Genomic DNA, 17023 nt, shown 5'->3' with positions numbered 1-17023 from the left:
AATTCTGTGTTTTGATCAAGTTCTTGACAAGCTCGAACTGAAATTTACTTCACTAAATTTGATGACGACCCAATTTTAAATTTACTTGATTTTATATCTTTTAAAACATTCACGGCTTCTTCTACGTAAACATCGTTGTTCAAGCTTTTAAACCAGCGTTTGCGTTTATTTTGCAGCACGGTATCGTTTTTAATCAAAGATTCATCGTGTGGTAATGATGTAAAAGCCAAACTGTTTTTATAATCTTTCAACACATTGAAGCGTTTTGACTGTTCTTCCAACTGTTTCGATTTTGCCAGATACTCATTATATTCCAACGGAAATGTATTGTCGTCTTGCTGTGATTTTACCCACTTCGCACTTTCATCAATCAGTTTAAATTGTGCGTTGGCAGCGACACGGCTCTTACTTTTGTCTTTTACTGGGGCAAAATTATAATCGAAAACGTTGTACTTTGCTTTAGCAATTTTATCCCACTGCATAGCATTGTCGTTGTCGCGTTCGCCCGTGTCAACATATAAGAAACGATCCGGTAAAACCAAATCACTTTCTACACCTTTCAATTGTGTAGATCCACCGTTAACTCGGTAGAATTTCTGACTTGTGAATTTCATGGCACCTAAATCACCGATTTTTTTATTGCCGAATCTGTTTAGATCCAATAAATTTTGAACGGTTCCTTTTCCGTATGAATGTTTAGATCCTAAAACCAAACCACGGTTATAATCTTGAATGGCAGCTGCGAAAATTTCAGAAGCCGAAGCCGAATAATTATTTATTAAAACCACCAAAGGTCCTGTCCATTGTGTTTTGTTATCGCGGTCATAAAGCACATCACTTTCGCCCGATTTTGCTTTTACCTGCACAACAGGTCCTTGCGGAATAAACAAACCAACCATGTCAACAACCGTTTGCAGTGATCCACCGCCGTTGTTACGTAAATCTACAATGATTCCTTCTATATTTTGTTCTTTAAGATATTCCACTTCTTTGGCAACATCTTTAAAAGCATCACGACCGTCGCGGTTTTCAAAACTAATGTAGAATTTAGGTAAATGAATGATTCCGAATTTTCCTTCAGGTGTATCAATGATCGACGATTTTGCAAAAGTTTCTTCTATTTCGAATTTATCACGAACAATGGCAATCACCTTAACGTTTCCGTCTGCTTTTTTAACAGTCAGCTTAACGGTTGTATTTTTTTTGCCTTTAATCATTTTAACAACTTTTTCCAATCGCATTCCTGCAATATCAACTGGTTGTTCATCGCCTTGAGCTACTTTTAAAATAATATCTCCGTTTTCCAATTCGCCCTGTTTCATGGCAGGACCACCAGGAATAACTTCGGTAATTTCGGTATTCTGATCTTTTTTACGAAGCTGTGCGCCAATTCCTTCCATAGAACCCGCCATACTTTCGTCGAATTTCTGTTTATCGTCCGGTGCTAGATAATTCGTATGCGGATCAAACTGCTCTAATAGCGTATTGATGTAAACCGATAACCATTCTTCACGAGAAATCTCTTCGAAAAATTCAAAAAATTCGTTCAGTGATTTTAAAGTTGTTTCACGCGATTCTTTTTCCAATTCGGTAAAATTTTTCTTTGGTTCTTTACCAATAGAATCTTTTTCCTGAAGCTTTATTTTATCTTCGATACTCGAAAGTACGTTCAACTTCAACTGCTTGCGCCAACGTTCTTTAAGCTCTTCTTTGTTTTTCGCCCACGGTTGTTTTTCGTAATCGGTATCAATCGATTCCTTAACGGTAAAATCTATAGGTTTTGCCAAAATTTCCTTATAATACGTTTTTGCTTCCTGAATTCTGGTTTGAAACAACGGATAACTTTCGTTAAAAAAGTTGATGCGCTGTTCCTTAAACTCATCATCTAACAACGGTTTGTATTTGTTTAAAACCTCAATATCAGATTCCAGTAAATAACGTTTGTTACCATCTATAACCTTTAAATAGTTGGTATATACTTTTTCCGAAAAAGCGTCGTTTAAATCTGCCGGATGATAATGCGCATTTGTAAGCACAAAATTTAAAACACCCATTAAAAACGCTTCTTTTTCTGGATCCGGATCGGCCGATTTTTTAAATGGAATAAAACTCCATAATGCTGCAGCAAGCGCCACAACAAGTATCAATACTTTATAATTTCTCTTCATAAATTGCCAAATAGCAGTCATCAAATAATTTTCAACTAAAGTAAATAAATTCTTATTACAAAAACTATTAAAGGATAAATAAAATTTTGTTAACTGTTTTAAGCGGGTACTTGTTTTAAGGGCTTTTTTAATTAAAATGATTACTTTTACGGTAACAAAAGTTTTTTTATGAAAAAGCCATTGATTTTAGTAACGAACGACGACGGAATTACAGCTCCGGGAATTCGTACTTTAATTAGTATTATGAAAGAAATTGGTCAGGTTGTGGTTGTAGCACCTGATAGTCCGCAATCGGCAATGGGGCACGCAATTACCGTTAACAATACCTTGTTTTTAGAGCAGGTTTATATTGATAAAGACGAGATTAAAGAATTCGCCTGTTCGGGAACACCTGTAGATTGTGTAAAAATTGCAATTGATCAGATTATAAAGGCAAAACCGGATATTTGTGTTTCGGGTATTAATCACGGATCTAATTCAGCTTCAAATGTAATCTATTCAGGAACAATGTCTGCGGCGGTAGAAGCTGGTATGAGCGGAATTCCTGCAATAGGTTTTTCTTTGGCTGATTTTAGTTGGAACGCCGATTTTGAGCCGATTAAAAAATTCGTAAAAAAAATTACGTTGGAAACCCTTAAGAACGGTTTACCCGAAGGTGTTGTTTTAAATGTGAATTTTCCGAAACTGGCAGAAAAAAGCATCAAGGGTATTAAAATATGCCGACAGGCAAAAGCTACTTGGGTTGAAAAGTTTGATGAGCGCACCAATCCACACGGAAAAAAATATTACTGGTTAACCGGAACTTTTGTAAATCACGACAAAGGCGAAGATACGGATGAATGGGCACTTGCCAACGGATATATTTCTGTGGTGCCTGTACAATACGATTTAACTGCTTACCACGCAGTACATCAACTTAATACATGGGAATTGTAATGGATCGATTTTTAAAATTTTTATTGGGAACTTTTTGTGCCTTGGCAGTTTCGTTTGTATGCGGATGCGTTTTGTTTTATCTGTTTACAAAGATGAATCCTTTAGATGGCGGTTTGATCTTTAAAATGACCGATGTATCTACAAAAGCATTTTCGTTGGGATCAATCCCTAATATCGGTTTATTCTATCTGTTTTTAAACCGCGAAAATTACTTTAGTGCACGCGGTGTTATTTTCTCGTTTATACTAATTGCCTTCTACATTATTTTTAGTTAATGAAATATTACATCATAGCTGGCGAAGCTTCGGGCGATTTGCACGGAGCCAATTTAATGAAAGCCCTTTTTAAGGAAGAACCCAATGCAGAAGTGCGTTTTTGGGGAGGCGAATTAATGCAGCAGGTTGGCGGAACGCTGGTAAAACACTATAAAGATTTGGCTTTTATGGGCTTTGCAGAAGTTGCAGCCAATTTAAGAACCATTTTTAAGAATATCGATTTATGTAAGAAGGATATTAAAGCTTTTAACCCCGATGTAATTATTTTTATTGATTATCCCGGTTTTAATATGCGCATTGCCAAATGGGCAAAAAAAGAAGGTTTTGATACGCACTATTATATTTCGCCACAAATCTGGGCTTGGAAAGAAGGTAGAATTAAAGCGATAAAACGCGATGTAAACCAAATGTACACCATTCTTCCTTTTGAAAAAGATTTTTACGAAAACAAGCATAACTATCCGGTACATTATGTAGGACATCCGTTGTTGGATGCTATTGAAACATTCAAAAAAAATCAGTCGGTAGATTTTAGAGGAGTTTATGGTTTGGATGATCGCCCAATCATTGCCTTATTACCAGGAAGCCGCGAACAAGAAATTTCAAAACTGCTTACCGAAATGCTTCGTATTGTGGACTCCTATCCGCAGTTTCAATTCATTATTGCAGGTGCACCAAGTTTAAATGCCGATTTTTATAAGCCATTCATCAAACAAGAAAACGTACAGTTAATCTTAAACGATACCTATAACCTGCTGAATAATTCGTACGCAGCCATAGTAACATCGGGCACGGCAACGCTGGAAACTGCCTTGTTTAATGTACCGCAGGTGGTGGTTTACAAGGGTAACGAAATATCGTATCAAATTGCAAAGCGTGTTATTAAATTAAAGTATATTTCGCTTGTAAATTTAATAATGGATGAACAAATTGTTACCGAATTAATTCAAAAAGAGTGCAATACAGCGAACATAAAAAAAGAATTCGATAAAGTTATCAACAATTTGGATCGATCTAAAATGCTTGCAAAGTACCATGAATTAAGTGAATTGTTAGGCGGTGGTGGTGCAAGCGAACGAGTTATCAACATAATTAAGAAAACTTTAAGAACTTTTTAGGAAGTTTAAGAAAATTAAAAAACCTATATTTGTGTTATACCAAAGCAAAGATTATAAATTCTATTATTCAAAATATTAATTAATGAAAAATTTAGCTTTAACGTTAGTAACTTTGTTTACTGTATGTTTAAGCACAGAGGTTGCTGCGCAAAGCAAAAAACCTACTGTGACAACTACATCAAAGATACAGAAGGCAAAGGAAGAGGCTACAATTGCCAACATTAATAAACAAATGAACGCAATTGATGACCAGTTAGACAATAAAACGTCTAAAAAAGCTGAAAAATTAAAATACTGCTATTTAACCGAACAATTGCTTAACGTAGCAAACGATTATCAGGGAATACGTTACCAATGGGGTGGAATGTCACGCACAGGTATGGATTGTTCAGGTTTTGTTAAAAATGCATTCAATCAGTTTAATATAGAGTTACCAAGAACTTCAAAAGAAATGGCATCACGCGGTGAACGCGTATCTTCTACAGATGCTAAACCTGGTGACTTGATTTTCTTTAAAAATGGTGGTTCAAGAGTGATAAATCACGTGGGAATCGTAATTGAAGTAGACGGAGACGATATTAAGTTTATCCATTCTGCAACATCTAAAGGTGTTTCAATCAATTCAACAAAAGAAGCGTATTACAGTAAAGGGTTTGTACAAATAAACCGCGTTTACGACAGACAAGTATTATAGTTAGTTATTTAATATTCAAATTTTCATATCTTTATTCTAATGAATAAGGTAATGAAATATCCAATTTATCCCATTACATTTTCTTATGTTAGTGGGATTTTTTGTGGCTTTTATTTTAAGCTTCCAAATGCTGTTGTGCTATCGGTTGCTCTTTTATCTTTCATAGCGCTACTTTTTCTTTACATTTTACAACGAAATAAGAGCTTTAACAATAAGTTGAATCTATTTACTATTCTGGCTGTTTTTAGTGCTTTTTCTTCGCTCGGATTTCTTTCGTACAGTTTTAACAACGAACCTGTAATTATCGATAATTTAAATGAAAAGGAATTTACGATAAAAGTTACCGATGTTTTAAAATCGAACGCTTATTCGCACCGAATGTATGCTGATTTGCTATCGCAAAATCATCAGCCTAAAGTTTTGGTTACCTTTTCAAATAAATCGACAATTCCTAAAGTCGGTACGGTTTACAAATTGGTCGGAACAATTAAGAAAGTGCCCGAACCAAGAAACCTTTACGATTTTAATTATAGTGAATATTTACGACTGAAAAATATTCATTATCAGATAACATCTTACCACGAACCTTTTAAAATTACCGAAGAAAAATCTTTTCAATCGATCATTATTAGTGGCAGAAATTATCTAACCGCACAATTCTCCAGATTAGGATATTCAGAGAAAACGCAAGGCTTTATTCAGGCACTTCTCTTTGGTATTAAAACCAATTTGAATGATGAAATTCAGCAGCAGTTTAAAGATTTCGGAATTTTACATGTACTTGCAGTATCGGGAATGCACGTTGTATTATTGTTTTCAACCATTTCGTATATTTTACGAAAATTGCGTGTTTCAAAGAATGCGATAACTGTAATATTGATTGCTTTTCTGTTGATCTTCAGTTTAATGGCTGGGTTTTCAGGATCGGTAGTTCGTGCCGCATTAATGTGTTTAATGACGATTGTTGGGACTTTAACCGAAAGAAGAATTCATACAATCAATCTTTTGGTCGGTAGTATGCTGCTAATTTTGCTTTTTGATCCTAATTATTTGTTCGATGTCGGTTTTCAGTTAAGTTATCTCGCTGTGTTTGCCATTGTGTTTTGTTATCCGGTGGTTCAACATTATTTTACGTTTAAAAACTGGATTTTGAACTATTTCGGTCAGTTGGTTGGTGTATCATTAGTTGCACAGTTGTGCGTTTTGCCATTGAGTATTTATTATTTTAAACAGATTCCGCTGTTATTCTTGATAGGAAATATCATTGCGATTCCAATCACATCAGGTCTTCTCGTTGTGTGGTTTTTGCAGATGCTATTAAGTTTGGTTTCAGTTGAAGTATTGGCATTGATAACTCCAATTTTAAGCTGGATAAGTACTTTTTGCTTTGATGTTTTAGGTAGCCTTTCTGATTATTTTTCAGTGAAAACGATCGATTTTCATTTTGGGATTTTACAGACCATATTGGCTTTGTTGATGATTTTTATGATATTTTGGTTCTTCCGAAAAAAGGAACTAAACAAAGTATATATTTTCCTTTCGATGATAGTTTTGTTTCAATTGATAACCTTAAAAAATATAATTGAAAATAAAAGTAAAGAAGAAATTGTAGTAATGAGCGATGCAGATAATGTGGTCATTCTAAATAGATTAGGAGATCGTATCAATCGAGTTGGGAATGCAAATAAATATACCTTTCAAAGCCTGAAAAATTATGAACTACACACAAATTCTAAAGTAGCAACTATTGATTCTTTGGGGAATTCTTTTGTGTTGAAAGATAAAAAATGGCTGGTTATTGATAGTTTGGAAGTATATCCGAAACAGCAGTTTGATTATGTTGTATTATATCAGAATCCAAAAATAAATTTAGACCGATTGATGCACGATGTTCAACCCAAAATGATTTTACTACAAAATGGTAATTATCAGTACTTGGTTGAGGAATATGTGGAGTATTTTAAGGAAAGAAAAATCCCTTACCACGATATGCGTAATAAGGGAAGTTATGTGGTTAATTATAGTTCTGGTAATAATTGATCTGGTGTTTTGTAACCAACGATACCTTTTGTTATTTTTCCTTCCGAATCAATAACAGCCATTGTTGGATAGCCCGGAACTTGCAAGTAACTTGTGAATTGATGTATTCCGTTTCTTGAAGTTTTTCTTGCTTCCTGATAATCTGGGTTTTTGTATAATTTTCCGCCAAACTGAAACTCGTCGTTACCTTCGGCATTGAATTTTACGGCGTTGTATTTTTCGTTGATTTCTTTAACAACCTTTGCATCAGAAAATGTGTTTTTATCCAACATCTTACAAGGTCCGCACCAAACGGTGTAAATATCAATAAAAATAGGTTTTTTGTTCTTTTTTTGTGCTGTAAGGGCATCTTTCATGCTCATCCATTTAATTTCTTGAGCCTGGCTAACAAAACAAGCCATAGTAAATAATACTAATAATATGCTTTTTTTCATTGTTTAAAAATTAATACGTAAATATAAAAAAAATCCGATAGCAAAAACTATCGGATTTGTTATTTTCAAAAAGCATGCCTTATTTAACGCCATGCATTAGTTTTTTTAGCATCGGGTTTAACATCATTACCAATAATCCCGCTGCAATTGGTACAATTGTAAAGATTAAAAAGAATGTTGATAAAGAGTATTGTGCCGTAATGTTTTCGATTTCGCCACCAACAGCTGCTGCCAATTTGTTTCCAATGGCAATTGCAAGGTACCAGATACCGAACATGAAAGCAATCATACGTGCAGGTACTAATTTTGAAACGTATGATAAACCTACAGGCGATAAGAATAATTCTCCTAAAGTATGGAACAAATAAGCTAAAACCAACCAAATCATTGAAACTTTAACTCCTGTTTGGATTCCGTATGAACCGTAAGCTAATAATCCAAAACCTATTGCCATAATAATTAAACCAAGTCCGTATTTTACGGCTGCAGGCGGATTGAATTTTGAATCCCATATTTTAGAAACAGAAGAAGCTAATGCAATGATAAAGAATGAGTTTAGAATTGAAAACCAAGTAGGATCAATCTCTGAAGCAGATTTACTGAATTCGTTGTTTAACATCCAGATAGCTACACCCCAAACACCTAAAAACGTAATTGCTAATACAATGTTTGATGCCGGTGCTTTACCAAAAGTTTGCTTTGCCAATAAGAAAAGAACCCAAGAAATAATAACTAAGGGAACTACCGTTAACAATGTATTTATAATGTTGAATGTTGTTAACGATGGTCCGAATAATGTACGATCTACATTATCACGAGCGAAAATTACCAAAGATGATGCACCTTGTTCAAAACTCATCCAAAAGAAAATCGTAAAGAAGGCGAAAATGGTAACAGCGATCATTCGGTCTCTAACAACAGGTGAATATCTAACAACGCGCGATACAACTAAAATCAAGAATAAAACCAAACCTATTACAATAACTGCAATTGATCCGTCCATTCCGAATAATTTTTTAGGTAATATGTGAATGCCTCCAATTTTAGATAAAGGATCATTAAAAGCATATAAAAGTCCAATTATTGTTGATAAAGCAATTAAAACATAATCAAAAACAGTAAACGGATTTGCTTTGTCTTCTTCGCCTTCTTTTAATTCTGCTTTTGCAGCTTCAGCCTTTGCTAAAGTTGCTTCTTTTGTTGGTACTTCACCAATGTTTCCAAATAATGGTTTTGCCAACCAGAACTGTAATGTTCCCAATAACATGAAAATACCAGCCAAACCAAAACCGTAATGCCAGCCTAAATTGTTTGCCAAATATCCGCAAAGCATCATTCCGAAGAAAGCACCAGCATTAACACCCATGTAGAAAATAGTGTAAGCACCGTCTTTCTTTTCAGGAAACGATTTGTACATTTCAGATAATATCGAAGTCATGTTTGGTTTAAAGAAACCTGTTCCTATCACTAAACAAGCTAACCCTAAGTACATAAAAATAGGAGTATCAAAAGCCATAAACGCGTGACCTAAAGTCATAATGATCGATCCTATTACAACTGCCCAACGATAACCAATGTATTTATCTGCTATGATTCCACCAAAAATAGGCGTAATGTATAACAACATAGCATACGTACCATACAATGCACCTGCGTTTTCGGCATTCCAACCCCAACCAGGATTGTTGCCTGTAATGGCTGCCGTTAAAAATAGAATTAATAAAACACGCATTCCGTAGAATGAAAAACGTTCCCACATTTCGGTAAAGAAAAGAACGAATAATCCGGAAGGATGACCTAAAACTTTCGATTTAAAAAAATCGGGATTAGCTGTTTCTGCTGACATTCAATATAATTTTAATTTTCAATCTTGAAAGATAACCAATTTATTTAATTCCGTGCATTAATTTTTTAATTAATGGATTTAGCACCATTACCAATATCGCAGCTGCTGCCGGAATTGCCGTGAATAAGAAAAAGAAATGACTTAACGAATATTCTTCTTGAATGGTTTCTACCTGACCACCTAAAACTGCTGCAACTTTCTGTGCTATAGCAATTGCCAGATACCAGATACCAAACATAAATGCCAACATACGTGCAGGAACTAATTTAGAAACGTATGATAAACCAACTGGCGATATAAACAATTCGCCTAACGTGTGGAATAAGTATGTTAATACTAAAAAGGCCATCGAAATTTTAACACCTTCACCAATTTCCGATGCTCCTAATCCTAAAACAAGGAAGCCGATTGCGACAAGTAATAATCCGAAACCGTATTTAAATGCAGCTGAAGGATTGTATTTTGATTCCCATAATTTAGAAACAGTTGATGCCAACGCAATAATAAAGAACGAGTTTAATGTTGAAAACCACGAAACGGTAATTTCTGATGCTTCTTTAGAAAATTCATTTTTAAGCATCCATAAAGCGGCTCCCCAAATTAATACGAAACATGAAATTAGTACAATGTTTGATAAAGCAATTTTTTTCCAAGTAGCTAAAGCAAGCTTCACCAATACCCATGAAATAATTGCTAACGGAACAATGGTTAACAATCCGTTTACGATATTAAATGTGGTTAAAGCTGTTCCTGTTAAACTTCTGTCGATATAATCACGAGCTACCAAAACTAAAGATGTTGCTCCTTGTTCAAAACTCATGAAGAAGAAAATTAAGAAAAATGCCAATAAAACAACGGCAAACATTCTATCGCGTACAACTTTATCATATCTTAAAATACGTGAAACCAACATGTAGATAAATAAAGCCAATGCAATAAATATCATGATATACTGCCCACGTAAAACAGGAGTATCTAAAAAGGCAAACATATCTATGATTCCGTTTTTCGACAATGGATCATTAAAAGCGTATAAGAAACCAATGATCCCAACAACGGTCATTAAAATATAATCTAACGATGTGAATGGATTTCGTTTATCCGTATCGGCAGCATTTTTCGCAGCAACAGCTTCTTCAGACTTATCTAAAATACCTAAATTACCCATTAACGGTTTTGCAAAAGCAAACTGAAGTGTTCCTAATAACATGAAAATTCCTGCTAGACCAAAGCCCCAATGCCAACCTTGCGTTTCTGCAATGTATCCGCACAACATCATTCCAAAGAACGCACCAGCATTTACACCCATATAAAAAATAGTATAAGCACCGTCTTTCTTTTGAGGCAAATCTTTATACATTTCTCCTAAAATCGATGGCATATTTGGTTTGAAAAAACCGGTTCCAATTACTAAACACGCCAAACCAATGAAGAACATTACCGGAGTATCAAAAGCCATTGCAGCATGCCCAATGGTCATAATAATGGCACCGATGATTACCGCCATACGCGATCCTATATATTTATCTGCAATTACACCACCAAAAATAGGTGTTAGGTAAAGCATCATTGCATACGTTCCATATAATGCGCCAGCTTGTTCTGCGCTCCATGCCCAACCCGATTTTGGATCGCCTGCGATCACAGCAGCTGTTAAGAACTGAATTAATAATACGCGCATTCCGTAGAACGAAAAGCGTTCCCACATTTCGGTAAAGAAAAGTACAAATAATCCCGATCGCTGTCCTAAAACATTCGATTTATAAAACTCTGTAGGAGTAGTTTCCATATGTTAAGTTAGTTTTTAATTGTTCTTTGTTTTTTTTCCAATGGTCTGATAATTAATCGGTCATAAATGGTTAACGATACAATTGAAAATATTCCGATTGCCACGATTACAAACCATATTTTATTAGGATTATAAGTTTCCCACAACATGTTGGTCATATCCCAATGGCTCATTCCCAGTTTTTGTTCTGCTAAAGTAAAATATTCGTTTTTAGAAAAAGGAAAATGTACCTGACTGATATTTATACTTTTTGAAGTCGCAAAATCTGTAAAAGATTGCTTAACAACAGCCCAATCAATTGTTTCGGCTTTTAGATTGAATTGTTTTTCAAAGGCCGAAATAGACATATTCAATGTTTTTGATCCTTCCTCAATAAATTGTTCTTTGGTTACAACTTCGGGCATTGCAATGTTTCTTCCTGCCATTTCTTTCTTCAATAACGATAATTTATCCGACCAAGATTGATACAGACTTCCTGAAATAAAACTTGTTACAAAATAACTTGCCGCTACGGGTAAAAAGTATGTTCCCTGATATAAACCTTCTTTTCCTTTTGGTGTAATTAAGGCGATAAATGATGATACTGTTGGACTTGACATCATTTCACCGATTGCAAAAATCATGGTTCCAATAATGGTAAACCAAACGTTACCCGAGTAAAATGTTAAACCGATACCGATTGTTGCAATTACAGCTCCACGAATTACCGCGTTGATATGACGCATTTTAATTACGAAAAACGAAATAGTAATCTGGAAAAGAATAATCATCAATGAATCAATATTTGTAAACCATTCTGGTTTTACTTGTCCGTCTTGAGTTAACAAACCTCCTAAAGCAGGAAGGTTTTCATTCAGCCAATTGCTTATTGCTGCTGAATTTACCCAATCTTCGATAAAGTTTGGAAGTGTGTTGAATAATTGGTTGAACATTGTCCAGAAACCTATCATTAGCAATAATAAAATTCCCAAACGAATATCTTTCAAAGCTTCAAAAATACCTAATATCGATTCTTTAATGGCTTCACCAATTGAATTTTTAGGTTTTTCAACCTTTGGTTCTTTATAAAAAAGTAATAAAATGATTAAATTGATACCGATTACGATAGCGGCCTGAATAAAGATAATCTTCCAACCATAAGTAGTTCTTAAACCCGATGACATTGCCGGACCAATAAATCCACCAATATTAACCATCATATAGAAAATACCAAAGCCCATGGTTCCTGTAGTTTCGTCGGTATTTCTGGCAACAATTGCCGATGCTACCGGCTTAAAAAACGCTGCACCAACCGCTACCAATAGGAAAACCATATAAACACTCCAATACGTGTTTACTTCGCCTAAAAGGTAATAACCGGAAATCATGATGATGTAAGCAATAGTCAAAGATACTTTATAACCGATTCGATCTGCAATAACCCCGAAAACCAAAGGAAGAAAATAAAGTATTCCTACAATATTCCCCATGATGTTTCCTTTCTGCACGTGATCAAAACCTAAACCGCCGGTATCGGTTGATCCAACCAAATAAAGTCCTAGAAGTGTATAAATTCCGTACCAAGCCCAACGTTCCATTAGTTCCATGAAGCTGGCAATCCAGAAATTTTTATTGAAAGATCCTACCGTTTTAAAGAATGAAGGTTTTGTATTGTCTGACATATTTTTAAGAAAGTTTAAAACTTACAAATAAAGCAAAATATTTAAAATGATGCACAAAAAAAGCGACTAAAATAGTCGCTTTAAAATATAGTGGGTTAAAAATTATTTAACTTCCTGCATTAGCTTTCTAATAATTGGCGAAATTGCTATTAACACAACTCCTGCAATCAATGCGTAAATTGCCAATTGATAATATCCTTCTGTGTACAGATTTAATTTTTCTAAATTTGATGCGTTTGCATTTGGTGACGACATATTTGCACCTAATAAACCTGCTGCGTATTGCCCGTAAGCAGATGCTAAAAACCACAATCCCATCATCATACCAACCAAACGATTAGGTGATAATTTTGTCATAATTGATAAACCGATTGGCGATAAACACAATTCGCCTAATGTCATTATTAAATAGGCAGATGTAAATATGTTTAATGAAGTGATTCCGTCTGGACCAGCGAAGAATTTTGTTGAATAAAGAATAAAAAATGATCCTGCTAAAAATAAAAAGCCCATGCCAAATTTAACAACGGTGTTTGGCTCTAATCTTTTTTTGCTTAACGCAACCCAGATTAAACCTACTAACGGAGCAAAAAGAATTACAAAGAATGCATTTGATATGTTGTTTACAATATTTGGATCAATAGTGAAAAACAATAACTTATCTGTTAAATTGTCTTTTGCAAATAATGATAATGATCCACCACTTTGTTCAAAAAAAGCAAAGAAAATAATTGAAAAAGCTATAAATAATAAGGCAGCAAACATTTTCTTTTTAGCTGCCGACGATTCCATTCGCGATACTTCGTAGAAAAAGTAAATTAAGGCAACCGGACCAATAGAATACATGAAATAATCGGTGTACTGCGTATCTACAATCATAGCGTGGATTAAAGGAATACTTAAAGCTGCACCTACATAAACGGCTATTTCTCTTGTGCTTCTTTTTTTAGCAGGCATGTGTTCTAAAGGGGAGTTTCCAATTGGACCTAAAGATTTTTTAGTTGCTAAAAATAAAATGATTCCTATAAACATTGCTACTGCTGCAGCGAAAAATGCATAATTCCAACCAACCGATTTTCCTAAATACACACACAAAGCACCACCTAATAAGGCACCAATGTTAATTCCCGAATAAAATAAACTAAAACCGGCATCACGTCTTGGATCTCCTTCACGGTATAATTCACCTACCATAGAAGAAATGTTCGGTTTAAAAAATCCGGTTCCTATAATACTTAAGGTAATTCCGTAATAAAAGAAATCGTGTGGATTTAAACCAATTAATATGTTTCCTGTAATCATTACAATTCCTCCGAAAAACAATGATTTTTTAAATCCTAAAATTTTATCTGCAAAAATACCTCCAATAAAAGTAAAGGCATAGACAAAGGCTTGTATTGCACCGTATTTTAAATTGGCATCTTTACCCGAAAGCAGTAAAACATCAACCATAAAAATGGCTAATACACCGCGCATACCGTAAAAACAGAAACGTTCCCACATTTCTACCATAAAAAGATACCATAATTGCTTAGGATATTTACCCTCAAAATTATGTATTGCTTCTAACTGTTGATCTTCAGTTGTTGTCATATTTGAAATAGTTATTTCTTAAAAAGTTGTTAAGAAGTCAAATGTAATAAAATATTACAATTTCTCTAAAATGTAATCGGTCATTTTTGTATATAATTGTTCGCGTGTTTTACCGCCGTAAATTCCGTGGTTTTTATCAGGATAAATTAACCAGTCGAAATTCTTGTTCAATGAAACCAGCTTGTTGATTAAAAGCATGGCATTTTGAACATGCACATTATCGTCTGCCGTACCGTGAATCAGTAAAAAGTTTCCTTTTAATTTATCGGCATGTGTAATTGGCGAATTGTTATCGTAACCCGAAGCATTTTCCTGCGGAGTCGTCATAAAACGTTCTGTGTAAACCGAATCGTAAAAACGCCACGATGTTACCGGAGCAACTGCAATAGCGGTTTTAAACACATCGTTTCCTTGAAAAAGTGCATTGCTGCTCATAAATCCGCCGAAACTCCAACCCCAGATTCCAATTCTGTTTGCATCAACAAACGATTCTTTCGCTAATTGTTTTGCAACGAAAATCTGATCTTGAACTTCGAATTTTCCTAATTCTTTCTGCGTTACCTTTTTAAAATCGGCACCTTTAAAACCGGTTCCACGACCATCAACACACACAATTATGTATCCTTTTTGAGATAACATCATGTGCCAGTAATCGTTAGAATCGTTCCAAGAATCGGCAACTTCCTGCGATCCCGGACCTGAATATTGATACAACAACACCGGATATTTCTTTTTAGCATCGAAATTTTTAGGCTTTATAATGTATCCGTTTAAATCGTTTCCAACCTCATTTTTAAAAGTGGTAAATTCTTTTTTAGGCAGATCAAACTTTTTCAACTTGTCTTCTAAAGCCGAATTATTTAAAATTTCTTTGACGTTTTTTCCGGTCGATGCATCAACAAGCGAATAAGACGGCGCTTTGGTACTTGACGAATGATTATTGATGAAATACTTAAAATCGGGACTGAAAGTTGCGCTGTTGGTTCCGCTTTGTGCCGATAACTGTTTTTTACTCGATCCGTTTAACTGAATGCTGTACACATCGCGCTTTGTAGAACCATTTTCAACCGACTGATAATAAATGGTTTCGTTGCTTTTATTGTAACCATAATAATTTGTAACCTCCCAATTTCCGGTAGTTACCTGTTTTTTTAAAGATCCGTCGTTATTATAATGATAAATATGGTTGTAACCGTCTTTTTCGCTTGTCCATATAAAACTGTTGTCGTTTAAAAAGGTCAAATTATCGGTCACATCTACATATGCTTTGTCTTTTTCGGTAAGAATGGTTGAAGTTTTGCCAGAATTAGAATCAACAAACAACAAATTCAACTGATTTTGATGACGGTTTTGTGTTTGTACACTTAAAACATTGGAGTTGTTGGTGAATTTTATTCGTGGAATGTAGTAAGCTGTTTCGGCATTTAAAGCTACGTTTTGAGTTGATGCTTTTGAAACATCATACAAATGCAAGCTCACTTTTGAATTGTTTTCGCCCGCTTTAGGGTATTTGAAAACCTGTTGCTGCGGATACAAATCTTCGCCGTAAATATCCATTGAAAAAACAGGGACATCGCTTTCATCAAACTTAATATATGCCAGTTTTGTACCATCGGCATTCCAATCAAAAGCGCGTACGAACGCAAATTCTTCCTCGTAAACCCAGTCTGTAATACCGTTTATAATGGCATTTTTCTTCCCGTCTTTGGTAATCTGCGTCGTTTTTTTAGTAGCAACATCAAAAACATACAAATTGTTTTCAAACGCGTAAGCTATTTTCGATCCGTTTTTGTTCAACAAAGGCTCCTGAATGGCATTCTCGCTGATTTTTATAAGCGATTTTGAAGCGATATCGAACAAATAATAAACCGATGTAAACGAATGACGGTAAATAGGATTGCTGTTGGTTGCGATTAAAATTTTATCGTCGGTTTTATTGATAGAATAATCAGAAATTTCTTTGATTTCAGGAAAATCGGCAGTAGAAAATAACGTTTGAACCTTTTCTAAGGTAGTAAAATCAAACGCATCAATAGTAAAGGTTTTAGTGTTTCGGTTATAATCTAAAACGCTGTATTGGTTTTTGGTATGTAGCGTATTTAAAGCGTTTAGTTGGTTGGTTCTAAAAGTTCCGTTCCAAATTTGGGCAACTTCTATCTGTTGTTGCGCCTGTATAGTAGTGATTGGTGCTGCAATAAGTGTTGACAGCAGTAAAATTTTCTTCATAAATAAAGCTGAAAATTAAAAAGGGCAAATTACTTCTTTTTTTTGAGTTTTGAATATAAAAAGGAATTTGATAGTTAATATAGGTTTTTTTCGAAAATTTGTAAATATAAAAACACAAGTAGCTCATTTATGTTTTTATATTTCATTAGTATCAATCAAGTTTATAAATGCTATCATAATAATTATAAATAGTTTGATAGTCAAAGAAGATGACGGTATCTTTCTTTATGATTTTTAAAATAG

The 17023-nt window shown here is 34.5% G+C and carries 12 protein-coding genes; 5 read left to right on the top strand and 7 right to left on the bottom strand.

Annotation, left to right across the window (positions count from 1 at the left end):
* Positions 1-44: 44 nt before the first annotated feature.
* Positions 45-2189: a carboxy terminal-processing peptidase gene (locus F0460_RS07005; RefSeq protein ID WP_150011636.1), complete on the bottom strand. Its 2145-nt coding sequence runs from the start codon at positions 2187-2189 to the stop codon at positions 45-47.
* Positions 2190-2336: 147 nt separating this feature from the next.
* On the opposite strand from F0460_RS07005, the gene surE reads away from it, so the two are divergent.
* The 5 genes from surE to F0460_RS06980 all read left to right on the top strand — a co-directional run bounded on the left by surE (position 2337) and on the right by F0460_RS06980 (position 7231).
* Positions 2337-3104: a 5'/3'-nucleotidase SurE gene (gene surE, locus F0460_RS07000; protein ID WP_150011634.1), complete on the top strand. Its 768-nt coding sequence runs from the start codon at positions 2337-2339 to the stop codon at positions 3102-3104.
* Positions 3092-3379 carry a hypothetical protein gene (locus F0460_RS06995; RefSeq protein WP_190304113.1) on the top strand — a complete coding sequence of 96 codons (288 nt, stop codon included), beginning with the start codon at positions 3092-3094 and terminating at the stop codon, positions 3377-3379. Before surE ends, F0460_RS06995 begins: the two co-directional genes overlap by 13 nt.
* The gene (gene lpxB / locus F0460_RS06990) at positions 3379-4497 is read left to right on the top strand and encodes a lipid-A-disaccharide synthase (RefSeq protein ID WP_150011630.1); all 1119 of its coding nucleotides are present in this window, start codon (positions 3379-3381) and stop codon (positions 4495-4497) included. The genes F0460_RS06995 and lpxB overlap by 1 nt, the downstream gene beginning before the upstream one ends.
* A gap of 82 nt (positions 4498-4579) precedes the next feature.
* Positions 4580-5191, top strand: coding sequence for a C40 family peptidase (locus tag F0460_RS06985; RefSeq protein WP_150011628.1), 612 nt, complete (start codon positions 4580-4582; stop codon positions 5189-5191).
* A 51-nt stretch (positions 5192-5242) separates the two neighbouring features.
* Positions 5243-7231: a ComEC/Rec2 family competence protein gene (locus F0460_RS06980; RefSeq protein WP_190304112.1), complete on the top strand. Its 1989-nt coding sequence runs from the start codon at positions 5243-5245 to the stop codon at positions 7229-7231.
* On the opposite strand, the gene F0460_RS06975 is transcribed toward F0460_RS06980, so the two are convergent.
* The 6 genes from F0460_RS06975 to F0460_RS06950 form a co-directional block, all read right to left on the bottom strand.
* Positions 7210-7665, bottom strand: a complete 456-nt coding sequence (locus F0460_RS06975) for a thioredoxin family protein (protein ID WP_150011624.1) — start codon at positions 7663-7665, stop codon at positions 7210-7212. The genes F0460_RS06980 and F0460_RS06975 overlap by 22 nt on opposite strands.
* A 79-nt stretch (positions 7666-7744) precedes the next feature.
* Complete coding sequence (locus F0460_RS06970; protein WP_150011622.1) at positions 7745-9511, bottom strand: peptide MFS transporter; 1767 nt, start codon at positions 9509-9511, stop codon at positions 7745-7747.
* A gap of 40 nt (positions 9512-9551) precedes the next feature.
* Positions 9552-11300 (bottom strand): peptide MFS transporter, encoded by a 1749-nt coding sequence (locus F0460_RS06965; RefSeq protein ID WP_150011620.1) that lies wholly within the window; start codon positions 11298-11300, stop codon positions 9552-9554.
* Positions 11301-11308: 8 nt separating this feature from the next.
* Complete coding sequence (locus F0460_RS06960) at positions 11309-12961, bottom strand: MFS transporter (protein WP_150011618.1); 1653 nt, start codon at positions 12959-12961, stop codon at positions 11309-11311.
* Between the two features lie 102 nt (positions 12962-13063).
* The gene (locus F0460_RS06955; RefSeq protein WP_150011616.1) at positions 13064-14554 is read right to left on the bottom strand and encodes a peptide MFS transporter; all 1491 of its coding nucleotides are present in this window, start codon (positions 14552-14554) and stop codon (positions 13064-13066) included.
* Between the two features lie 54 nt (positions 14555-14608).
* Complete coding sequence (locus F0460_RS06950; protein WP_150011614.1) at positions 14609-16780, bottom strand: S9 family peptidase; 2172 nt, start codon at positions 16778-16780, stop codon at positions 14609-14611.
* Positions 16781-17023 lie beyond the last annotated feature (243 nt).

Origin of the sequence: Paenimyroides baculatum (genome assembly GCF_008629655.1) — a bacterium.
In the GTDB taxonomy this organism is placed as follows: Bacteria; Bacteroidota; Bacteroidia; order Flavobacteriales; family Flavobacteriaceae; genus Flavobacterium; species Flavobacterium baculatum.
Note: the sequence above shows the minus strand (reverse complement) of the source record. Positions and strands in the feature narration are given on the sequence as shown.